22 protein-coding genes are annotated in these 21,083 nt (G+C 40.8%); 5 read left to right on the top strand and 17 right to left on the bottom strand.

Features of this window, described 5'->3' with window-relative positions; genetic code table 11:
- Positions 1-20: 20 nt before the first annotated feature.
- The 11 genes from hcaB to maiA form a co-directional block, all read right to left on the bottom strand.
- Positions 21-818, bottom strand: a complete 798-nt coding sequence (gene hcaB / locus D104_RS28885; RefSeq protein ID WP_024024134.1) for a 3-(cis-5,6-dihydroxycyclohexa-1,3-dien-1-yl)propanoate dehydrogenase — start codon at positions 816-818, stop codon at positions 21-23.
- A gap of 99 nt (positions 819-917) precedes the next feature.
- Positions 918-1,505 (bottom strand): aromatic-ring-hydroxylating dioxygenase subunit beta, encoded by a 588-nt coding sequence (locus tag D104_RS28880; RefSeq protein ID WP_013785991.1) that lies wholly within the window; start codon positions 1,503-1,505, stop codon positions 918-920.
- A gap of 14 nt (positions 1,506-1,519) precedes the next feature.
- Positions 1,520-2,866, bottom strand: coding sequence for an aromatic ring-hydroxylating dioxygenase subunit alpha (locus tag D104_RS28875; RefSeq protein WP_024024133.1), 1,347 nt, complete (start codon positions 2,864-2,866; stop codon positions 1,520-1,522).
- Between the two features lie 23 nt (positions 2,867-2,889).
- The gene (locus D104_RS28870) at positions 2,890-3,717 is read right to left on the bottom strand and encodes a DODA-type extradiol aromatic ring-opening family dioxygenase (protein ID WP_024024132.1); all 828 of its coding nucleotides are present in this window, start codon (positions 3,715-3,717) and stop codon (positions 2,890-2,892) included.
- A gap of 18 nt (positions 3,718-3,735) precedes the next feature.
- Positions 3,736-3,999: a hypothetical protein gene (locus D104_RS28865; protein ID WP_024024131.1), complete on the bottom strand. Its 264-nt coding sequence runs from the start codon at positions 3,997-3,999 to the stop codon at positions 3,736-3,738.
- 11 nt (positions 4,000-4,010) lie between these two features.
- A complete protein-coding gene (locus D104_RS28860; protein ID WP_024024130.1) occupies positions 4,011-5,006 on the bottom strand; it encodes a dihydrodipicolinate synthase family protein in 996 nt (331 codons plus the stop codon).
- A 108-nt stretch (positions 5,007-5,114) separates the two neighbouring features.
- Positions 5,115-6,566 carry an aldehyde dehydrogenase gene (locus D104_RS28855; protein ID WP_024024129.1) on the bottom strand — a complete coding sequence of 484 codons (1,452 nt, stop codon included), beginning with the start codon at positions 6,564-6,566 and terminating at the stop codon, positions 5,115-5,117.
- A gap of 19 nt (positions 6,567-6,585) precedes the next feature.
- The gene (locus D104_RS28850) at positions 6,586-6,909 is read right to left on the bottom strand and encodes a non-heme iron oxygenase ferredoxin subunit (protein WP_024024128.1); all 324 of its coding nucleotides are present in this window, start codon (positions 6,907-6,909) and stop codon (positions 6,586-6,588) included.
- A 33-nt stretch (positions 6,910-6,942) separates the two neighbouring features.
- The gene (locus D104_RS28845; protein WP_024024127.1) at positions 6,943-7,641 is read right to left on the bottom strand and encodes a fumarylacetoacetate hydrolase family protein; all 699 of its coding nucleotides are present in this window, start codon (positions 7,639-7,641) and stop codon (positions 6,943-6,945) included.
- 34 nt (positions 7,642-7,675) lie between these two features.
- Complete coding sequence (locus tag D104_RS28840) at positions 7,676-8,707, bottom strand: cupin domain-containing protein (protein ID WP_013786009.1); 1,032 nt, start codon at positions 8,705-8,707, stop codon at positions 7,676-7,678.
- Positions 8,708-8,765: 58 nt separating this feature from the next.
- Entirely contained in the window at positions 8,766-9,407 is a 642-nt protein-coding gene (gene maiA / locus D104_RS28835) for a maleylacetoacetate isomerase (RefSeq protein ID WP_013786010.1), read from the bottom strand.
- 117 nt (positions 9,408-9,524) lie between these two features.
- Between maiA and D104_RS28830 the strand changes: the two genes are divergently transcribed.
- The gene (locus D104_RS28830; protein WP_024024126.1) at positions 9,525-10,451 is read left to right on the top strand and encodes a LysR family transcriptional regulator; all 927 of its coding nucleotides are present in this window, start codon (positions 9,525-9,527) and stop codon (positions 10,449-10,451) included.
- Between the two features lie 79 nt (positions 10,452-10,530).
- Here the strand turns inward: D104_RS28830 and D104_RS28825 are convergent, their stop codons facing one another.
- The gene (locus D104_RS28825) at positions 10,531-11,439 is read right to left on the bottom strand and encodes a LysR family transcriptional regulator (protein WP_013786012.1); all 909 of its coding nucleotides are present in this window, start codon (positions 11,437-11,439) and stop codon (positions 10,531-10,533) included.
- 158 nt (positions 11,440-11,597) lie between these two features.
- On the opposite strand from D104_RS28825, the gene D104_RS28820 reads away from it, so the two are divergent.
- The 4 genes from D104_RS28820 to D104_RS28805 all read left to right on the top strand — a co-directional run bounded on the left by D104_RS28820 (position 11,598) and on the right by D104_RS28805 (position 14,980).
- Positions 11,598-12,851, top strand: a complete 1,254-nt coding sequence (locus D104_RS28820; RefSeq protein WP_013786013.1) for an aromatic ring-hydroxylating dioxygenase subunit alpha — start codon at positions 11,598-11,600, stop codon at positions 12,849-12,851.
- 3 nt (positions 12,852-12,854) lie between these two features.
- Positions 12,855-13,325, top strand: coding sequence for an aromatic-ring-hydroxylating dioxygenase subunit beta (locus D104_RS28815; protein ID WP_031214878.1), 471 nt, complete (start codon positions 12,855-12,857; stop codon positions 13,323-13,325).
- A gap of 8 nt (positions 13,326-13,333) precedes the next feature.
- Positions 13,334-13,648, top strand: coding sequence for a non-heme iron oxygenase ferredoxin subunit (locus D104_RS28810; RefSeq protein ID WP_013786015.1), 315 nt, complete (start codon positions 13,334-13,336; stop codon positions 13,646-13,648).
- Between the two features lie 1,107 nt (positions 13,649-14,755).
- Positions 14,756-14,980, top strand: coding sequence for a hypothetical protein (locus tag D104_RS28805; protein WP_013786018.1), 225 nt, complete (start codon positions 14,756-14,758; stop codon positions 14,978-14,980).
- 195 nt (positions 14,981-15,175) lie between these two features.
- Here D104_RS28805 and D104_RS28800 read toward each other — a convergent pair whose 3' ends face one another.
- The 5 genes from D104_RS28800 to D104_RS28785 all read right to left on the bottom strand — a co-directional run bounded on the left by D104_RS28800 (position 15,176) and on the right by D104_RS28785 (position 21,034).
- Positions 15,176-16,123 carry an FAD-binding oxidoreductase gene (locus D104_RS28800; protein ID WP_024024124.1) on the bottom strand — a complete coding sequence of 316 codons (948 nt, stop codon included), beginning with the start codon at positions 16,121-16,123 and terminating at the stop codon, positions 15,176-15,178.
- Between the two features lie 372 nt (positions 16,124-16,495).
- Entirely contained in the window at positions 16,496-16,927 is a 432-nt protein-coding gene (locus tag D104_RS37455) for a phospholipase A (protein ID WP_407635742.1), read from the bottom strand.
- Between the two features lie 10 nt (positions 16,928-16,937).
- Positions 16,938-17,402 carry a phospholipase A gene (locus D104_RS37695; RefSeq protein WP_407635741.1) on the bottom strand — a complete coding sequence of 155 codons (465 nt, stop codon included), beginning with the start codon at positions 17,400-17,402 and terminating at the stop codon, positions 16,938-16,940.
- Positions 17,403-17,661: 259 nt separating this feature from the next.
- Complete coding sequence (locus D104_RS28790) at positions 17,662-19,134, bottom strand: efflux transporter outer membrane subunit (RefSeq protein WP_024024123.1); 1,473 nt, start codon at positions 19,132-19,134, stop codon at positions 17,662-17,664.
- The gene (locus D104_RS28785; RefSeq protein ID WP_013786023.1) at positions 19,127-21,034 is read right to left on the bottom strand and encodes an efflux RND transporter permease subunit; all 1,908 of its coding nucleotides are present in this window, start codon (positions 21,032-21,034) and stop codon (positions 19,127-19,129) included. Before D104_RS28785 ends, D104_RS28790 begins: the two co-directional genes overlap by 8 nt.
- Positions 21,035-21,083: the final 49 nt, after the last annotated feature.

Here is a 21,083-nt window from a genome sequence, read left to right as displayed (position 1 = left end):
TAGAGCGATACGTTGTATTGCTATTTTTGATCAGGTCTCATGCCTAGTCCAATACCGCCATCGCTTAAGATAACAGTGCCAGTAATATACTTGGCATCTTCTCTTGAGGCTAATAATGCAAATATTCCTGCATGGTCTTCTGGCTTGGAAGCAAATTTTAGTGGTGTCATAGCACTAATCATTTCTTCTATTCCGTCAGATGTTTCAAGGCTTGCCCCACCTAAGTCTAAACTCTCAGGGCCAGATAGTGGTGTTAATGTGCCACCAGCAGCAACACCATTAATACGAATGTCTGGAGCTGACTCCCATGCTAATGCTCTAATAAAGCCTAAAACCGCATGTTTAGACGCAACATATAATGGACCTCCTCCACCTAATGAATAGCTTGATGATGATGCAGTAAAAATCATAGAGCCTTTAGATTTTTTAAGTGCAGGTAACGCGGCCTTAGCACCAAGAATATAACCAAGTAAATTAACATCAAATAAATCACGATAACCTGATTCTAATAGACTAGCTTCTGTTGAGTTTATTGGTGTCATATAATCCCAAATACCTGCATTACCTATAAAACAATCTAGTGTTCCAAACTTATCAATAGTTGATTGAACAAGCTTTTCGTTATCGTCATAATTTCTAACATCACCTATGGTTACTACAACATTATCAGCAAAAGTATCTTGTAGCATTTTGGCATCTTTTTCAGTTCTAACCAAAAGCCCTAGCTTTGCTCCTTCGCTGATAAAGCGTTTTGCAACGGCTAAGCCTATTCCTGAAGAAGCTCCTGTGATAATGGCAACTTGATTTTGCAATTTCATTATATTTCTCTTTATTTTAGTCAGTTGTTATTCAGTTTTAATATATACATGTAAAAGTACTTTGTTATGGCAAAGTACTTTTATTAATAGCGTATGGTTTTATAGATATACCAGCATATTATGGCCAGAAATACTTCGCTCTGGATATTCAATGTAACGGGATTTTAACTTGAGTTGACCTTGATCATCACGTATCAGAATATCAGTCCGAGTGTAAAAAAACTGATCTACTTGGTAGGCTCTTCTGCCACGAGTTAAGATACAAGAAGAACGTACTTCTAAATCTAAACTGCCTTGTTCTTGGCCAATTTCAATATTACTAAGTATACGGCAATACCTTTCTAGCGGACTACTCCGCCAGTTTTGAGGATCAAGATCATGTTCAATACGAATACCTAATTGACGATGATCATCATTAAACAAATAGACGGTATCAGGTTGGTCATAGCGCCGTTCTTTTATAGATCTTAATTCTTTGCTAACAACAGCATAAGTGATATCAGGGCTTAATATTTCACTATGCCAAGTCCTATACATTCTTGAGTCTAGTAATCTTGACTCTCTAGCAAGAAACGAAGAAACCTCCTGTCTTAAACTTTCAGATACCTGTGTGTTTTTAATTAGTTCGTCAAAAGCAATATCACTTTCAAGGGCTAACGGTTCGTTATTTTTAGTTGTATCAGTCATACTTTATCCCTTAATTATTTGGTTTTTGCATTTGTTAAAATATCAGCCCAATTACTACTTTTGTCTTCTATCTCATGCCAGCTATTAGCATTTATAAAGGCACTATACGCACGATAATAACCACGATAACTTGTTTCTCCAATAGCGGACTCACAAACAACACCAGGATATTTACCATTGTAAACATCATTTCCAATACCCATTTGGGCATTAAGATTTTTATTTATAGCTTGAAAACCTTTTGTCATGTATGTTTCGGATTCCATATTGTCATTATCATCACTTTCCCAGTAACCCGCAACACCAAAAGTACGCTGGACTGACATAGCAATACGCTGTTTAAGTTCTTCTGGCATATCTTTTTCTACCATTGTCCAGGTAAAAACTTCTGTGGTATCTTTATCGATAGGCTGCCAAGTTTTAAATACACCTGATCCTGTTAAAAAGCTATTATTAGGAAAGATAGTCGTATTTAAATGAGATCGATAAATTCTGGCACGATCAGCACCAATTTTTTCGGCTAATTGCTGCTCTTTTATGGTAGCCCATTGCATCATGTCGTTAATTAATGAACTATCATGAATACCTGCATAAGCATCCCACAGCACACCTAGCCCTGACCCAAATTTGCTGGTTATTTGTAGACCTAAACCTTCAGTTGGAGGTGTACTATTTCCTGCCAGTGGTGTAAAAACTGATTCACCAGTACGTAGTGCTGAAGCATGTGTCCAGCCAACATGGTAAGCATCACCCACAAAGTTTTCTGCTGGGCATTTCCAGTTCGCTCTAATTAGGCAACGAGCAGGAGGTCCAATTAATTCAAGGCCACCCGAATGTTCAAAGTAAGGGTCTAAAAACCACTTAAGATCGCCTAAATAATCAGAGAATGATGGGGAGTTTTCATCAAAACAGCCATAAATGAAGCCGTTATAACTTTCAACTTTTGCCACTTCATGTAGAGAGTTTTTACACTTATCAAGTAAGCCACCATAAACCTCCTTATCAAAAGGTACGGATTGTAATTCACCAGTATTGCCATACCCCCAGCCATGGTAAGAGCAAACAAAGCCTTTAGCATTACCTGCTTCGTGTGGACACAATTGCGCGCCCCTATGACGGCAGACATTTAAAAATGCTTTAACATCACCATTTTCTTGTCTACTAACGATTACTTCATCTGTTCCCATTTTAGTAACAACATAATCACCATGATTTGGAATTATAGATTCATGAGTTAAAAATAGCCATGAACGGCCAAATACATTTTCAAGCTCCTGCTCGAAAACTTTTTGATCACCATGCACTTTATGTAATTGTGTTCCATGGTTAACATCGATTAAATTTTCTTCTTGATTTGACATAGAATGTTCCTTTTTGTAAAATTTTATTTTATTTTCATTTCTAGATAGCCACAACCACAAACCCACTCGGGTACTGCTTCATATGCTATTTCTTCCCCAGTCCAGCCATCTAGAATCCCCATTGCACATATGAAGTTTTTTATTTCTAACCCGCCATTTCCTCCTTCACGCAATATTTCTTCATCGCTCATGGCTATTAGCTCATCAACATTCCCCTTACAGATAAGATCGATTATTTTACGATCCCATGCTTCATTAACACTACCCATTTGAGCCATACCAGGCCAATGGCTAATTCCACCTGTACCATAAACGGCAATACGTTCGTTTCCTGACCAACTATTGATTGCTGCTTTAATTGATAAACCAATTTCGTAAGCACGTTTACTATTGATAAAAGGCTCAACACCCGAATTAATATAAATAGGCACAATTTTTAAATCTTTTATTGGTTTTACGGCATATTCAACGGGAATTGCGATAGAGTGATCAACTATTAATGTTTTTGATGCTGCCCAGTCAACTTGATGAGTATGCCCATAATCCATAATATGTTTAGCAAGGCTTTCATTATTAGCTATTTTCTCACGAGGGATCCCTAGCCAAGGTTCTTTTGGTCCTTCTACATCACCAATACCAATCATAGCTTGTGGTACACAATAAGGGCCATTAACGGTATAATGGTCATCACCAATGATAATAACGGTATCTATATTTTGTTCTTTTACTCTTTCAACAATATCCTTGTAGGCATTCATGCATGAATCACGTTTTTCAACAGGTGGTGCATCAGGCATTGCTGCGATTAATGGGTCATGGGGCATTAAAAAGCCACTGATAATTTGAGACATATAAACTCCTAAAATATTTTATGATTTAATGCTATTAAGACGCTGCATATATTCGGGGCTCCCTTGAGGGCCATTGATTGCCTGCCATGTCATAAACATTAACATCTGGTCTATACCTAAAGAGACCATTGACTCAATATCCATATCTGATAGCAAACTGTGCTCATCAGTGGTTAAATTATATTGATTTAAAATTTCATTCGGCTGCTCACGATAAAGAGCCGCTTTTTCATCAGAATCTTGTAGATCCCATAACACACGTTCAATTGTATAAACTGACATATTGACCTCCTTTATTTAGAAAGATTTTGGTGTAACTCAGCCCAAGCCTTACCTGATTTATATGCACCTTCTAAATACTCTTCAGGTGTAAAAATATAAGGAGGACGGCATGGACCTGCATTCATCCAACCAGCAGCATTTATTCTATGTTTTTCTAAATTGATGTTATAAGTTGAAAAATCTTTAAACGAGCCGTTTGGAAATAATGTTGCATATGTTCTAGCAATTTGTCCTGAAATTTTCTGAGCTTCATCCCAGTCTCCAGTTTTACTTGCTTTTTTTACTTCATCTCGTAATTTTAATACTGGGGCGGGGCCACATACTGCTCCACTTGTCCAAAATGCAGTGCAAAATTCAGGAGCAATACGTGCCGCTGCATAAAAGTCAACATCCAGAGGAAGAAATCTAATTTTTCTCTGACTTAAATTCATATCAGGTACAAGTGAACCTATACCTAAATATTTCGCTGTAATAACTTGTGGTATTTCGGAAACCTGAGCCCAAAATTGACGAGGAAAATCAAATTTGAATGCTTCACTATTGGCATATACACAAATAGCCATATCTGGACAAGCTTCTGCAACATCTTTATAAAATTGGACAGCTGTTTGTACATCACACAATTGCCACATTGGTAATCCTAGCATTGTTCCATCGCAACCAATTTCACTTGCTTCTTTAGTTTGTTCGATAGCTTCACGTGTATTGAGTGAGGTTGTACCACAGAAATAAGGAACTCTGCCTTTAACGGTTTTAACGATCGTTTTCATAAAGTCGCGTTTTTCATTTCTCGTTAGAGTTGCACCTTCACCAAATGTACCTGTACTGATAATAGCATCAACACCTGAAGCAATAAGCTCTTCGACTACACGTGCAGTTTCTTCTAAGTCGACGGTATCTTGCATGCGCCAGTTAGAAGCACCTTCTTTTGCGGGTGTAGGCATAATGGCCCATAGCCCATGTACATCATCAACAGTCATTAATTTTCTTTTGTTTTGAGTTGTCATTTTATCTCTTTAATAAGTTTGTTTTAATATTCATATTTATCAACTTAATCATGCCGATTTAGAAAACCTAAGTATCATTAAGTTGAGGTGTGTTTTTATGGGAATTAGCTAGAACGGATAATCTTGAACAATAGGCTCAATAGTTATCCATTTTAATTCAGTAAATTCATCAATAACGGCGCGACCATCAAATCGTCCCCAGCCACTATCTTTGGTTCCACCATAAGGTGCTTGAGCATCATTCTGGACTGTTGTACCATTGACATGACAATGCCCTGCATTGATATCTTTAGCCATTTGTAATGCTCTATTTACATCCTTACCAAATACAGCAGCGGATAAGCCATAGGGTGTGTCATTTGCTGTATGTAATGCTTCATCAGCATTCTTAACTCTAACCATACAGATTAGCGGACCGAAAGATTCTTCATGGTAAATTTCCATATCAGAGGTGACATGATCAAGAATAGTAGGTTTCATCACCGTGCCATTTGCTTTGCCACCTGTAATCAGTTTAGCGCCTTTGGACAACGCGTCATCAATATAGCCATTTAGGCGTTCGGCTGAACTCTGCGTTACCACTGGTCCTACAATACAATCATTATTATCGCAGGGATTTCCAACAGGTAGCTTGCTAGCAAGTTTAGCAAAGATTTCACCAAATTCATCAGCCACAGATTCATCTACAATAATACGGCCAGTAGTCATGCATATTTGTCCTTGATATAGAAATGATCCAAAAGTTGCCGCTTTTGCTGCTTCTTTTAAATTTGCATCATCAAGAATGACCTGAGGGCTTTTTCCACCTAATTCTAATAGACATCGTTTTAAGTGATAACCAGCTTTTTGTGCGATAATACGCCCAACATGGGTTGATCCTGTGAAATTTATTCTTCGTACAGCTTTGTGCTCAATTAAAGCATTAACAATGCTTTCACCGTCTTCTGGTTTATTGGACAGTAAATTTAAAACACCCGCCGGTAAACCTGCTTCAATAACAGCCTCAACAACTAAACTATGCGTTTTAGGACTTACTTCTGAAGCTTTAAATACAACACTATTTCCACAAACAATAGGGTAAGCAATAGCCCGAGCCGCTAATACAATAGGCCCATTCCACGGTGCTATACTCAAAATAACACCTACGGGTTCACGTATTGTCATTGAAAGTGTCCCAGGCTTATCTGTTGGAATAGTCTCACCTTGTATTTGAGTTGCTAAGCTTGCAGCTTCACGAAAAACATTAGCTGCTAACATGACATTGAAGCCAGCCCATAGCCCTGAAGAGCCTACTTCTTTCGCCATTACATCAATAAACTCAGCTGTTTTACTTTCTAATATATCTGCTGCTTTTAATAAAACATTACGGCGTTCTGTAGGCCCAGTTTTAGACCAAGATTTAAATGCTTCTTGTGCAACTTCAGCTGCATTATTTGCATCTGCGACACTCGCTGCTGCCGCAGATGTTACAACCTCACCAAGCGTTTGGTTGTAACGCTCAAATGTGTTTTTACTTTCACTATCGACAAACTTATTATTTATGATTAGCTGTGTTTTCATTAAAACTTCCTCATAATATTTACATTAAGCCATTGATATATATAAACCCATCGTCACCTACTTTTGTGGGATACGATTTTATATCTTCCGTTAAAGGGCTAGTACAAGCCTTGCCACTTCGAATATCAAACTCACCTTGGTGAAGAGGACACTCGATCTTGTACCCATCAAGAAATCCATCACATAATTTAGCATTTCCATGTGTGCAAATATTATCAGTAGCAAAAATTTCACCTTCTACATTATAGATAGCTAAATTTAAGCCATTAATATCAACACCAATGACATCATCTTCTGGTACTTTAATTACTTCGATTGCTTTGATGAATTTTTTTTCAGTCATACTTTTTAACCCCGATAAGTTTGAAAAATTTAATTATTTTATCGTTAATTCGATATTACCGAGTTTTTCAATAGCACCTTCAATCTTATCGCCTGAAACTACAGGGCCAACACCTTCCGGAGTTCCTGTATAGATAAGATCTCCAGGCTGTAGATGATAAAACTTTGATAAATGAACGATGATCTCTTTTACACTCCAAATTAGAAGGTTGAGATCAGAGGACTGTTTAGTTTGGCCGTTTACTGTGAGTTCAATAGAGCCCTCGTTGATAATTCCACTGTCTGACGCTTTCACTATGGGTGAAATAACAGCTGATTCCTCAAAATTTTTGCCTAGATCCCAAGGACGTCCAGTCTCCCGAGCTTTAAGCTGAAGATCTCTACGGGTCATGTCTAAACCACATGCATAACCGTAAATATAGGAGTCCGCTTCGTCCTCGGTAATTTCAAAACCTGATTTACCAATAGCAACAACAAATTCCATTTCATGATGGTAGTTCGATGTTTGTGGTGGGTAAGAAATCGCAGAACCGCTCGGTATTAAAGTGCTTGGATCTTTCAGAAAGTAGAAAGGCTCTTGCTTTGATTTATCAACCGCTACGCCCATTTCTGAGGCATGCGCAAGATAGTTTCTGCCAACGCAAAAAATACGATTGACATTATAAAGTGATTCCTCACCTACAACCTCAACTGAAGAGGGTGGAGTAACCGGGTAAAGATATTGTCCAGACATAAATACGCCTCGCTAATTATAGTGTTTAGTTAAATCAATAGATGCCAAGGTAACTGTGTAACGGTTCTTCATCAGCAGAAATCAGAAATGCTGGTGAACCTGATGATTTATTGATTAGTGTAATGTTTGTGTAGCCGGGTACAGATACAGTATCCTTTTCAATCCATTCGATAGTATTTGAATTATCTACAACGACCTGTCCATCGCCTTCAACTACATGGAATATACATGCAGTGGTTCGTTTGGGCAGTGTGATGGTCTCTCCTGGGCGTAGCATGATTGCTCCAAAGCCTATACTGGGAAATAAACTTTTTCCTGTTTCGGGGTTGATATAGCTGATACGTAACAGCCCCTCAGAATAAATTTTTGACATTTCAACCAGGCAATTTCGAGTTTTGTCCCAGGGATAACGAAGCATTGGGGCTGGCGACTTTTCTCGAGAATAGTTTATGCTGGGTACAATGCCTGCTGCGCTGTATTCGGCAAATGATTTATCAGATGGCCGTTTGTTAGGTTGTGGTTCGCCTTCTATAGCCCAAGAGCTTTCAAGGTAGTAGCAAAGGGGTAGATCAAGCACATCTAACCATACAATAGGCCCGTCCCCCTCGTGGTGATGTTCGTGCCACATACCTGAGGGTGTCAAAATAAGGTCCCCTCGGTCCATACGACATGGTTCGCCGTTTACGGTGGTGTAGGCACCTTCTCCCTCAACAATTATTCTCACAGCGTTTGGTGTATGTCTGTGGTTCGGCGCAGTTTCACCAGGAAGAATTAATTGCATGCCCATATAAATACTGGGAGTCGCTTGCATGTTAGTTAAACCATGCCCTGGATTGGCTAACACTAGTACCCGACGTTCAGCTTTTTCCATGGGAGTAAGTTCGCCAGCTTTTAACAATAAGGGGCGTAGCGTTTCAAAATCCCAGTTTAGTGATGTTGTTTTACGAGATGGCACATTATATGGCAATACCGCTCGCATGCTTGGCCATAGAGGAACCAGATTTTTAGACTCTAATTGATCGCGATAATCTTTTGGAAGCTCTTCAAGTGTTCCTAAAGTTTGCATTGTTTACTCCTTATTAAGGACACAAAGATTTCTGATATTAAGAGAACAGCTTCATCTATTAATCAGAAAAATCGGGTTGATTTTTTGGTGCTGCCTGTTGGAATTGCGGTTGTGATATACAATGTTGATAAACACGCATAACTTTCTCGAATGATGATAGATCACAGTTAAAACGGAGAGCATTGGCAACCTGGGGTACTAAGCAACAGTCGGCAAGGGTTGGTGAGCTACCAAAGCAGTAGGGGCCCTCACCATATTTTTCGAGTAGCGCTTCAACAGCTGAAAACCCCTCTGCAACCCAATGTTGATACCATGCGTTCTTCTGATCCTCTGTAATTTTTAGCTCATTCTTTAAGTAGCCGAGGATCTTTAAATTATTTACCGGGTGCATGTCACAAGCAATTGCGTTTGAAAGTTCTAAAACACGGGCCTTCGCTTTTGGGTCTTTAGGGATTAATAATGGCGATGGCTGCAAGTCATCTAAGTATTGGATAACGGCAAGCGACTGGGTTAACTGAAACTCGTCGTCTGCGATAAGAACAGGCACCCCCTTAGACTTGTTTAACTTGAGATATTCAGGAGATGCTTGCTCTCCTATCCGTATATTTACACCCTTGTATTCGTAAGCAATACCCTTGATAGCTAGTGCTATACGTACGCGATAAGATGTTGAACTATTGAAGAAACTGTAAAGCTGCATAAAGACCCCTATTACATAATTAGTCAGGTCACTAAGTGATAGCTGTATTTTGTAATAGCTTACATATAACGACAAATGATATATAATTATTGATGTATATCACTAATGGTATGTTGTATGGATTGGTCACGACATTTAAAGCTAAAGCATATAAGCCTGCTCATTCATTTAAACGAGTCAAAAAGCTTAAGCAAGACAGCGAACGCGTTTTACACTACTCAGCCTGCGTTATCACGCTGGTTAAAAGAGCTCGAACAGGATGTAGGGGGAGTGCTTTTTGAGCGAAAGGCGAGGGGCTTACAAGTTACATTATTAGGCGAATTACTGCTGGAACACGCCATTCGAATTCAAGCAGAAATAGAGCGCGCACAAGAAAATATCAGTGCAGCGAAAAATGGTTCAGGCAGAACCATAGCAATTGGAACCTCGCCAGCATCAGCGCCAAGTTTCGTACCAACAGCGATTGCGAAGTTTCTTAAATTACACCCACAAGCCAGTGTCCGCGTGCAAGAAAGTACAATGAATATTTTATTGTCTCAATTAGCTCGAGGTGATTTAGACGTAGTAGTTGGACGTTTAGACAATTACCAACCAAGTTCTAAGTTTCATAATGAACACCTTTACAGTGAGAATATTTGCATCGTGTCCCGGCCTGGCCACCCTTTAACACAAAAGAAAACGTTATATTGGGATGACCTGTTAATGTTCGACTGGATAGTTTGGCCTGATGGATCACCTATCCGGCGTAAGTTTGATGCGTCCTTAACTCTCGCGGGGCAAAAACCTCCCATGTACAGGGTTGAATCCTCGTCTCAGGTCGCTAATCTTTGGTTACTGCAGCATTCGAATATGTTGTCCGTTGCGTCAGAAGAAGTCGCAAATCATTTTAAACGTAGAGGTTTTATGGAGCCCCTGAATATTGACGTCGCTGGAGACGATGGCTCTGTTGGTATGTGCTGGCGAGATGAGGTAGTCGATGATAAAGCCGTGGAAGCCCTTTTAGAATGTTTCCGAGAAGCTAGTTGTATGTTAAATGAGGACTGAAAAAGCTTGATAAACTATCTATCAAAATATTTGTAATCAAGGTGCGCAAAACTCTGAGCGACTGTTCAATTAAATGCGACTAATTTGACGGAATAATGTCATATAACACATTTCTTAACCACATATTGCCACTGTCCTGATGGTAACGTTTGTGCCAAAACAGATTGATTTGAGCTGGGGGAATTTCTACAGGATGCTCTCGTACCTCGAGACCGAGGCTGTCTTTTGTGGTCATGGCCAATGTTTCTGGAACTGTTGCAATAAGATCTGTTTGAGCAACTATATAAGGTGCTGACATGAAATTTGGAAGCTGTAATCGTATAACTCTGGCTATACCACTTTTTTTAAGGCATTTCTCAACGCCCACATGACCTGTGTCCTTGGCTTCGATAACTATATGCTCGGCTTCAGCAAAACGTTCTAAACTAAATTCTCCTTTACTTAGTGGATGACCTTTGCGCATTAAACATACATACCGTTGCTCAAACAACCGACGTTGATAAAACCCAGCCTCTAACTGCGGAATAAGGCCTAATGCCAGATCCATGTTGCCTGACTCAAGGTCATCTCTTAGCGAGCCGTCAGCTTCTCTAACAGTACTGATTGATACAGTTGGAGCATGTTTCGCAAGGTAGTCCAGTAGTCGCGGAAGAATATACATTTCGCCTAAATCTGTCATGACAACTTTAAACATCCTGCTGCTGTCGTTGGGATCAAACTTATCTTGAAAGTTGATTCCATCATGAAGAGTGCTTAATCCCTGGCTTATAGAATAATAAATGTTGTCAGAGAACGGAGTTGGCCGCATACCTCTTGCTGTACGCTCAAATAGTTCATCATTAAATAGTCGCCTTAATCTGCCAATAGCGTGACTCACAGCAGGCTGAGATAAGTTGAGTTGCTCTGCTACTACTCCTGTTTTGCGCTCCTTATACATTAGCTGAAATATTACAAGTAGATTTAAATCGACGTCTTGAAGCTCAATCATAATTCACAACATATTAGTCTGGTTAATATCGTTTATTAGTCACATTAGCTTTCTTAATATCATTACTGAATTTATAGTCGCAGGCAACTTATTTGGTTAATGAATTGTTATTTCTGTTGCTTTCAAAGCGGTACACCTAACACAAAGAGGAGAGTCATGTGAATAATCAAGAACTCTTAAGCGAAACAGAGTGGAAGTTTGACGATACAAGTAAAATTCCATTCTGGGCATATACCAATAAAGGTATATACGAGAAAGAGCTTAAAAATATCTTTTACAAAAAACACTGGTGTTATGTTGGTCTTGAAGCAGAAATACCTGAACCAGGTGACTTTAAACGTACCGTGATCGGCGAGCGTTCTGTAATTATGGTGCGTAACGAGCAAGGCGAAATTCATGTTGTAGAGAATATTTGTGCTCACAGAGGGATGCGATTTTGCCGTAAGAAACATGGTAATGCACAGAGCTTTGTATGCCCGTATCACCAGTGGAATTATACGTTAGAAGGTGATTTGCAGGGTGTTCCATTTCGCCGTGGTGTTAAGCAGGATGGTCAAGTAAAGGGCGGAATGCCAAAAGACTTTAAACCAAAAGAACATGGCTTAACTCAGCTAAAGGTTGCTCAACGAGGTGGGGTTGTTTTCGCCAGTTTTGATCATGATGTTGAGTCATTTGAAGACTTTCTTGGCCCTGAAATGTTGCACTACTTTGACCGCATGTTTAATGGACGAAAACTGAAGGTTCTGGGATATAACAAGCAACGGATTCCGGGTAACTGGAAACTGATGATGGAAAATATCAAAGATCCTTATCACCCGGGCTTGTTGCACACGTGGTTTGTTACTTTTGGATTATGGCGAGCAGATAATCGCTCTGAACTCAAAATGGATGAACATTATCGTCACGCGGCCATGATTTCTACCCGAGGCAGTGGTGGTAAAAATGAGCAAACTACCAACGTCAGTAGTTTCAAAGAAGAGATGCAATTGAATGATCCGCGCTTTTTGGATGTGCAGCCTGAAGAATGGTGGGATGGTCCTACAGCAGTAATGATGACAGTGTTTCCAAGCGTAATTCTACAGCAACAGGTTAACAGTGTTAGCACCAGGCATATTCAGCCTAATGGTAATGGCTCCTTTGACTTCGTATGGACTCACTTTGGCTACGAGGATGATACTCCTGAGTTAACGGAGCGACGGTTACGGCAAGCTAACTTATTTGGTCCTGCAGGATTTGTCTCAGCTGATGACGGTGAAGTTATCGAGTTTTCGCAAGAGGGCTTTGAAGCTAAAAAAGACTATCAAACTCTGGTTGAGTTAGGGGGACGGGATATTGAGCATACTGACCATATGGTATCTGAAACTCTTATCCGAGGTATGTACGATTATTGGCGCAAGCAGATGGGGGTTTAAGTGATGACTACAGAACTTTACTTAAAATTGACCCAGTTCTATCAGGATTATGCAGCGAGTATTGACCTGGAAGAGTGGGATAGCTGGTTTAACATGTTTACAGATGATTGTATTTATAAAATTCAATCGCGCGAAAATTACGATCGAGATTTGCCTATGGCTGCTTTGTCTCTAGAGGGTAAAGGCATGCTAAAAGATCGTATATATGGTGTTACAGAAACCATTTTTCATGACCCATACATGCAGAAACATGTCGTTTCAGCCCCAAGAGTGATTAGTAGCAGTGAAGACTTTATTGATGCTCAGGCCAATTACTCTGTATTTAGAACTAAGAATGACGGTATAGCGGAGGTTTTCAATGTTGGGCGGTATGTTGATCGCTTCGTCATTGATGGTGACTCTCTGCTATTGCAATCCCGAGTCTGCGTTTTTGACAATGACATGATTCTCAACTCTCTGATATATCCGATATGAGGTGAAACATGAGTAATAGTTGGATACCTGTAGCGAATCAAGAAGATCTTATAGAAGATGATGTAATTGGTATTAATGTAAATGGGCACCCTGTTGCACTTTATTTAATTGATGGTGAGGTTTTCGCTACCGATAATGTATGCACCCACGGGCAGGCGTTGCTGAGCGATGGTTTCGTTGAAGACGGTGAAATAGAATGCCCCCTTCACCAGGGGAAGTTCTGTATCAAGTCTGGTAAGGCTATGTGTGCACCATTAACTGAAGATATCAAAACCTATGAAACCTCTTTGGACGGTGAAAAAATTCTCGTTCGGTTTGAATAAGTAATTTCCTTCCCTAGACTTTTGGACGGGAATACGAGTTTTAATCATTTTTGCCACAACAGACACTCGCAGTGAAAACTGAGTGTCTGTTTTTTTGTCACTACTGTTCTTTTTAAGAATCAAACGCATAGCCATACTCTCAGGTACTGGCAGTGCATTGTGTTTATGAGTAAGTAATGTTTTAAGCAAATGATTGCTTTCAACTATCTACTAATGAAGATTATTTTAAGTTGGGTGATATGAGTTTTGACCTAGAAACAGTTTTATCAGTACTTTTAGGCGGGTTTATGGTGGTTGGGTTTTTCGTCAATATACCTGCTAAAGATACTACCCGCGCACAATTTAAATTATGGGGCTACCCTGAATGGTTTCATAGTTACAGCTATTCTCGAGCTCATAGCTGCAGGCCTGATTTTTTATCAAGGAACACGTTTATATGGCTCAGCATTAGCAACTGTCATTATGATATTTGCTGTTGTAACACTCTGGCGGCATAAGGAGTTTGCCCATTCAATTCCGGCTGTGATAGCACTCATCTTGCTAGTGTTGCTTTGTTTCGTCGTTATTGTAACCCCTTAGTATTTTTGTCGGTGTATGGAATCAAAATCGACAATCCAGAAAGGCTGGCCTGCTGTTTTATGACATCGCAACCCACATCAAACTGCTAGAGAAGTTCTGGCTGACAATATACGTAACCGTTCACCAGGTTCCTGTTGATTGAGCTTGCCAGACTGCCCAAATGGCTCTAGGCAATGTAAAAAGCAATCATCGAAGCCACCTGATGTCAGCAATTTCGAATACGTTAAGTACGTGATCGAAATACTCTAGGTAGGCTTAACAACTCCGCAGACCGACTAAATCAGAGCAATCGTGATTCTTAAAGCCGTCTACAAATGGTTTTGTAGGCTGCCAGTATCTTTTCAGCTTCCTGTTCGCAAACGCTAATTCTTTCCGCAATAGTAGTTCATCAGCTCTATCCTTACCGGAGCAAGAGTAGTCTACAATGGTCAAAATTTTGTAGGACAGTACAGTGACGATGCTAAAAAGTGGATCACTCTCCTTCAAGACACCTTGTCTGATATCGAGACTTCCTAGGATGTATACATTTTGGATAATGTAGATTCTTATCTAGAGAAAGATCCGTTCGGACGTAAATATTGTGCTAAGAATCTCCTAGACGTTGAATCTCATATTTTAAAAGAGGTCGAAAGCTCGCCAAGTGTTGTCCTGCCGGATGACTTAAAAAATAATCTCGAACGTGAAATTCTGGATTATTATAACTATTTATTATCCAGCAATGACCTCAGCCAAGATATGTCGGTTCCAAATTAGGTTTTGGAAATAGATGAATTTTCTTATCTGAAAGAAACTGATTAAACAACATTATTGACATTCTCCCTTCATCCAAACTCCAATCAGGAATGGGTTCCTTAAGCTGCTTTTGCAGCTTTGGAAGAGAATAGCTTGACTAAGGCTCGGCCAATTAACGGTTACAATTACCGGAGCCTTTAGACTTACTTTAAGCTATCAATCGCCTGTTGCATAAAATGCATCAGCATAAACATTAGCGAGAGTTGCGTTTTTTTCAACAACTAATGCTTGAGCAGCCTCAACCATCGGCGGGGGGCCCGCAAGGTAGATTCGCCAGTCTGCAAAAGTGTCAAAATCGTCTTTTACTATGTCGGTTACAAACCCTTGTGCATAACTGGACTCATCGCCTGATTCACTGATTACTATTTTGTAGCTGAAGTTCTTATATTCATTGCTAAGGCGCTCTAGAATGTCTATTCCATAAACATCTTTTATGGTTCGAACGCCAAAGTAAAAAAATACGTCATTTTGTAAACCCGCTTCCAGAGCGCCTCTAGCAACAGATAGCATTGGTGCGAACCCAGTTCCTCCTGCGATGCACAAAATGGGATCGCTGTTAGCCTTACGTAGATATGAGGCACCTCTAGGCCCAGCCACTTTCACTTTATCGCCAACTCGTAAAGTCTCAGCGAGTTTAGGAGTCACTCGGCCCCCAGGAACGATACGGATATGAAACTCTAGTTCATCGTCCTGGTCCAATCCCGCCATTGAATAGGGGCGCTTTGCATCTGGCGCAAATTCCAATAAAGCATATTGTCCGGCAGTAAATTCTAATGGCTTATTGGTTTTCAACTTTATTTTAATTATGTCGTGGGTCTGCTGCTCAATGCTTGTAACCGTGCCCTTTAATTTTTTCGCCGGATGAGTAACAATTTCGTCGACTTCCGGGATTTCTATTGAACAGTCAGTTTCTAATTGAGTCATGCACGCTAGCACTTTACTGCCAGCGTTACTTGCCGATGTTAACGTGCACTGGCAGGTATTGCACTGTCCAGACATGCAACTGTATGAAATTGGTATATCATTTGCTAGAAGAGATTCCAGCAAGTTTGAGCCTGCCTCAACATTTATGTCTTTATTTAATGGGGATACAGTAACTCTCATGGCAACCTCTGTACTTAAAATTGTGTATTGCGTAAACCTTGAGTGTACTGAGTCATCTATAATTTAGATAGCTAACGAATCTAATACACGATATTAATATCATTCATGTTTGGAGTAGACAATATTCCGTAGTTTTAATATCTTTGTAGTCTATATATTCCATATTTTTGTCGAATATGCTTGTAAGGCACTGTTTATATTAATATTGTTTTTTGTTTATGAATTGTAAGCTTTCTGTCGGAATATCATGTTCGATGTTGTTTTTCTTTTCTAGCATAAAACAATAAGCAGACAGATTCTGAACTGAAAACAATTCTACCGTTCGAAACGGATTGCTTTCGCGTACTTAGTCAGGACTTTACCTGTTTTAACTTATAATCGTTCGTTAAGCGCCAGACCTAATCCGAATCTTGTCTGGCTATAGTTGTAGTCGATTAAACTGTCCCCATAACCATTAAACATCACAGCATAACCTTTCAACTTTCCCCAAAGTGGGAAAGTTAGGCTGAATTCAGTTGAGCCTTTATGTGTGGCGAAATTCCGGCGACCCGTGAAGCCTATTTGTAATTCGTTCCATTTATAAACCATTTCCAGATCAAAATGGCCCATGTACTCATTAATATCAGGGTTATCGTCACCATCTGGATCGAGTGGGAAGTCCTTTGCTTCTTCTTCTATTCGGTACCAGGGGCGAAACGACAGCGCAAAGTTTTCCTTCTCAAGTAGAAAGCTGCCGTAAATGCGGTTCCAGCTGCGGGATAAGTGCTGAGCTTGTCCGTTAGATTGATGCTCGAACCCGAGGATAAAACCTGTATTACTCTGGAAGGGTTGCCAGCCTAAAAGGGGCTGCGTAGAATATTTCCGGTTGATAGTTGGTTTCTCGAAAGGGTTTAGAAATGTTGCTCGAGTAGACCTGCCAGAGCGCTTGTAGGGTAAAACCCAAATAAATACCGTCACCTTCGATAAAGAGGCTTTTGTGATTAAGAGGGACTTTCAGACTTATCTGAAATTTAGACTCTAAATCCTCAAGGTTCTCTTCATAGCCACCATAAGTCTGATAAGCAAATTTATTAATCGAGTTTGTAGTGTAAAAAGGTAAGTAAAAATTGACTCTATGAGGTGTTATTACATAGGGTTCAAACTCTGTGCGGGATTCATTATTAAAGCGTTTTGATATTAATCCTGGGGTCGTGGAAGAAGCAGCTATAGGTTTAATACTGTCAACTTCTATCTCCGATGTTTGCGCTCCGCACTTATCCCGAATTTCGCTAAGTGTCATTGAGTCGTCGCCGCTCTCATAAACGTTCATAACGCATTCTTTTAATTGCGCGTTGGCATATTCGCTACATGTAAGAAGTAAAGCTGCATAAGTTGCACGAAGTAATAACATAGTAGATATACCGAAGGCATCAAAATCCAGTCAACACCATACTAAGATAGCTAAAGATCCTGACTCTGACAAAGCAAGTCAAAACAGTGGGCTTTTTTCAACAAGCTGAATTGGTTACTTCCTTGTAACCAGTTCTATGAATACAACGCTATTTGATCTGGCTAACCTGCTCAGCGCTGTCAGCACCACTAAACCAGCCTCCTCCAAGCGAACGATACAAGGTAGATATAGCTATCTGCTTTTGAGTTCTAACGTTAATCGCTGCTAGCTGACTTGTTAAATTTTCCCGTTGAGCATCAAGAAACCTGAGGTTGTCATCTATTCCATTTTCGTAACGGGCCCTGGACAGACGAAGACGTTCTTTGCTTGTTTCAGTTAGCTTCTCCTGAGCGGTTTGTTCGCGCCGAAGAGTATCAATGGAGGCGAGAGCATCTGCTACTTCTTTGAATGCTAATTGTATGGTCTGTTCGTAATTTGCTACGGCAATATCTTTACGGATTTTTGCTAACTCAAGATTCGCCTGGTTTCTGCCATTGTCAAAAATGGGTAATGATAGCTGTGGAGAAAAAGACCAACTGCGCTGTCCACTATTGAATAGCTCTGATAGCTCCATACTGGAAGCCCCGAAAAAACCGGTAAGTGAAATGCTAGGGAAAAATGCTGCTCGGGCCGCTCCAATATTTGCGTTTCTTGCCATCAACTGATGCTCTGCAGAACGAATATCAGGCCTGAATATCAGAAGTTCAGAAGGTGCACCAGGTGAGATCTCGTCTACGATTGGAGACTCATCTAAGGATATTTTATTTAGCATTGGAGTTATGTCCTGAACTCCCACTAGCAGAGTCAGTGCGTTCTGCGCTAATTCTTGCTCCCGTTTTAACCGCTCTACTTCGACATAGGATTGTAAAGTTAAAGCGAGGGCATCCTGAAACTCTATAGCTGTAGCCGCACCAAAAGCCTGACGTTGTTTGATTTTGCTTTGAGTCACTTCTCTTGATAGCTTAATTTGCTCAGCAATATCTAAGCGTTTCACTGCGCCCTGATAAACAAGGTAGCTTTGAATAACGTCAGCTATTAGACTAATGCGTAAGCTTTGTGCCGCCTCTTCGGTTGCAAGGTACTCCTGAAGTGCAGCCTCCGTCATATTCTCAACCCTTCCGAAAAAATCAAGCTCAAACGAAGTAAATCCCACACCAGCGCGATACGTATTTTGAACGCTTGGCATACCAGGGATTCTTAAGTCTTCTGGGGTTCGTTGACGTGTTGCAGTGCTTTGTACCGCGATTGTTGGCAACGTATCCGCTCGTTGTATGCCGTATTGAGCTCGAGCGGCTTTGACATTAAGCAGTGTTTGTTTCAAGTCACGGTTACTATTTAACGCTAGCTCGATAAGAGCTGCTAAATGGCGGTCTTTAACAAATTCCTGCCAGTTGACCTGTGCGCCAGATGAAATAGTTGATTTATTCTCGATTCTATTTGCTTCGTTTGATATCCAGCTTGCCGACACCGGGTTCTCTGGTTTCTTGTATTCTGGTGCAAGTGAGCAACCGCCAAGTGCCAGCATCAAGGTGAGGGAAAGTAATGTAGTCTTGGGCGCACGATAAGCCTTAATCTTATGCATGATTTGAATCCTCTTCCAGTAACTCTCGCTCGCGCTCAGAAGCTGAGGTTTCGCGGTGATCGCGGGCAAGCAGAGTGTAAATAGTGGGCAATACGAATAGTGTAAAAAAGGTGCCGATCAGTAGACCTGTGACAACCACTAAGCCAATGGAGTAGCGACTGGCTGCACCCGCTCCTGTGGCAAACATCAAAGGAATTAATCCTGATACCATTGCAGCCGTAGTCATTAGAACCGGACGCATACGAATCATTGCTGCGTGTAGCATTGCATCCATAGGGCTCAAGCCTTGATGTTTCTGAATATCATTGGCAAAAGACACCATTAAAATACCGTGTTTAGATATGAGCCCAATTAGGGTGACTAGCCCAATTTGGGTGTAAATATTCATCGTTGCAAATCCTAGCCAAAGTGGAATTAGGGCCCCACAAATAGCTAGCGGTACTGTAATCAAAATTACCAATGGGTCTTTGAAGCTCTCATACTGAGCAGCTAAGACTAAAAATATAACGATCAGCGCAAATCCAAAGGAGATGATTAAGCGATTACCCTCTTTGACAAATTGCCTGCTGTCGGACATCCAGTCTATCTGAGCGCCAGGAGGAAGTGGTTGTGCCTGTAAAAACTCAACAGCTTGTCCCATGGTTACTCCCGGTAGAAGGACGCCGGACAAGGTAATAGCGTTCATTTGGTTAAACTGTGGTAACCGATTGGCCTGTGGGGTGACTTTTATATCAACGACCGTGGATAGCGGCACCATCTCACCTGATTGGGCTCGAACGTAGTATCCTGATAAATCATCAGGGGCTAGTCGTTCGCTTTGAGGCACTTGAGTAATTACATCGTAAGAGCGATCGAACCAATTGAATCGGTTAATATAGTTTTCACCAACAAGAACGGCTAGTGTCTCTGCGACATCATTCATGCTAACGCCCATCTCGCCTGCTTTAGATGCATTTATAGAGATTTGAGCCTGTGGACTGTCAAAAGCCAGATTGCTGTCTACAAAAGCAAACAATCCGCTACCCCATGCTGCACCTTTAATTCCTTCCATTGTTTTGTACAGTTCAGAGAACTCAGATGGTGCGCGCAGAATCATTTGAACAGGTAAGCCACCGCTACCCGCAGGCAACGGTGCCGGTTGGAAGGCTGTAGCAAAAGCTCCGGTAATTTTTCCAGATTGACCGTTAATAATGCCTTCTACTTCGTTGGTATTCATTTTACGATCATCCCAAGGCGTTAGTACGACACCACCAAACCCGCTATTCTGCCCATCTAGTCCATTCACGAAGAAGCTTGCTTGATAGTCAGGAAGTTGTCTGAACACATTTTCAACTTCCAGCGTCGCTTGCTCTGTATAATCTACACTTGCGTATTGGGGAGATTTGGTTTGAACAAAAACATAACCTTGGTCTTCGCCTGGTGCTAATTCATGATTAACCCCCATAAATAACACGACTATGCCTGCTAGAATGGCGACACAAACAAATAAAACCGCGGCTCTTGCGTGCAATACATAACTAAGCAGCTTGCCGTAACGATTTGCCAAGCCGGTCATGGTTCGATCTATTATTTGGGCTAATCGTCCTTCAGACATTTTAGCGTCGAGCATATAGCTACTCATCATCGGAGACAGAGTAAGAGCGACGACCCCCGACACAATTACCGAGCAGGCGAGGGTAAATGCGAACTCTTTGAATAAAGCGCCAGTAACACCTCCCATCATGCCTATTGGAGCATAGACCGCGGCTAGTGTTATAGTCATACCAACCACTGGCCATACTATTTCTCGGGCGCCCAAAAGCGAAGCTTTTACTGGGGACAGTCCTTCTTCAATGTGACGATGAATATTTTCTACTACAACAATTGCATCGTCTACAACTAAGCCAATCGCTAGCACCATCGCTAATAGGGTAAGTAGATTGGGGTTCTAGGGATTTTCCCCTCTAAAA

Origin of the sequence: Marinomonas profundimaris, from assembly GCF_000508165.1 — a bacterium.
Taxonomy (GTDB): Bacteria; Pseudomonadota; Gammaproteobacteria; order Pseudomonadales; family Marinomonadaceae; genus Marinomonas; species Marinomonas profundimaris.
Note: the sequence above shows the minus strand (reverse complement) of the source record. Positions and strands in the feature narration are given on the sequence as shown.

Bases quoted from the DNA above. Each gene is read 5' to 3' on its own strand.
- hcaB (WP_024024134.1), bottom strand. From the start codon at position 818: ATGAAATTGCAAAATCAAGTTGCCATTATCACAGGAGCTTCTTCAGGA.
- D104_RS28880 (WP_013785991.1), bottom strand. From the start codon at position 1,505: ATGACTGATACAACTAAAAATAACGAACCGTTAGCCCTTGAAAGTGAT.
- D104_RS28875 (WP_024024133.1), bottom strand. From the start codon at position 2,866: ATGTCAAATCAAGAAGAAAATTTAATCGATGTTAACCATGGAACACAA.
- D104_RS28870 (WP_024024132.1), bottom strand. From the start codon at position 3,717: ATGTCTCAAATTATCAGTGGCTTTTTAATGCCCCATGACCCATTAATC.
- D104_RS28865 (WP_024024131.1), bottom strand. From the start codon at position 3,999: ATGTCAGTTTATACAATTGAACGTGTGTTATGGGATCTACAAGATTCT.
- D104_RS28860 (WP_024024130.1), bottom strand. From the start codon at position 5,006: ATGACAACTCAAAACAAAAGAAAATTAATGACTGTTGATGATGTACAT.
- D104_RS28855 (WP_024024129.1), bottom strand. From the start codon at position 6,566: ATGAAAACACAGCTAATCATAAATAATAAGTTTGTCGATAGTGAAAGT.
- D104_RS28850 (WP_024024128.1), bottom strand. From the start codon at position 6,909: ATGACTGAAAAAAAATTCATCAAAGCAATCGAAGTAATTAAAGTACCA.
- D104_RS28845 (WP_024024127.1), bottom strand. From the start codon at position 7,641: ATGTCTGGACAATATCTTTACCCGGTTACTCCACCCTCTTCAGTTGAG.
- D104_RS28840 (WP_013786009.1), bottom strand. From the start codon at position 8,707: ATGCAAACTTTAGGAACACTTGAAGAGCTTCCAAAAGATTATCGCGAT.
- maiA (WP_013786010.1), bottom strand. From the start codon at position 9,407: ATGCAGCTTTACAGTTTCTTCAATAGTTCAACATCTTATCGCGTACGT.
- D104_RS28830 (WP_024024126.1), top strand. From the start codon at position 9,525: ATGGATTGGTCACGACATTTAAAGCTAAAGCATATAAGCCTGCTCATT.
- D104_RS28825 (WP_013786012.1), bottom strand. From the start codon at position 11,439: ATGATTGAGCTTCAAGACGTCGATTTAAATCTACTTGTAATATTTCAG.
- D104_RS28815 (WP_031214878.1), top strand. From the start codon at position 12,855: ATGACTACAGAACTTTACTTAAAATTGACCCAGTTCTATCAGGATTAT.
- D104_RS28810 (WP_013786015.1), top strand. From the start codon at position 13,334: ATGAGTAATAGTTGGATACCTGTAGCGAATCAAGAAGATCTTATAGAA.
- D104_RS28800 (WP_024024124.1), bottom strand. From the start codon at position 16,123: ATGAGAGTTACTGTATCCCCATTAAATAAAGACATAAATGTTGAGGCA.
- D104_RS37695 (WP_407635741.1), bottom strand. From the start codon at position 17,402: ATGACACTTAGCGAAATTCGGGATAAGTGCGGAGCGCAAACATCGGAG.
- D104_RS28790 (WP_024024123.1), bottom strand. From the start codon at position 19,134: ATGCATAAGATTAAGGCTTATCGTGCGCCCAAGACTACATTACTTTCC.
- D104_RS28785 (WP_013786023.1), bottom strand. From the start codon at position 21,034: ATGGTGCTAGCGATTGGCTTAGTTGTAGACGATGCAATTGTTGTAGTA.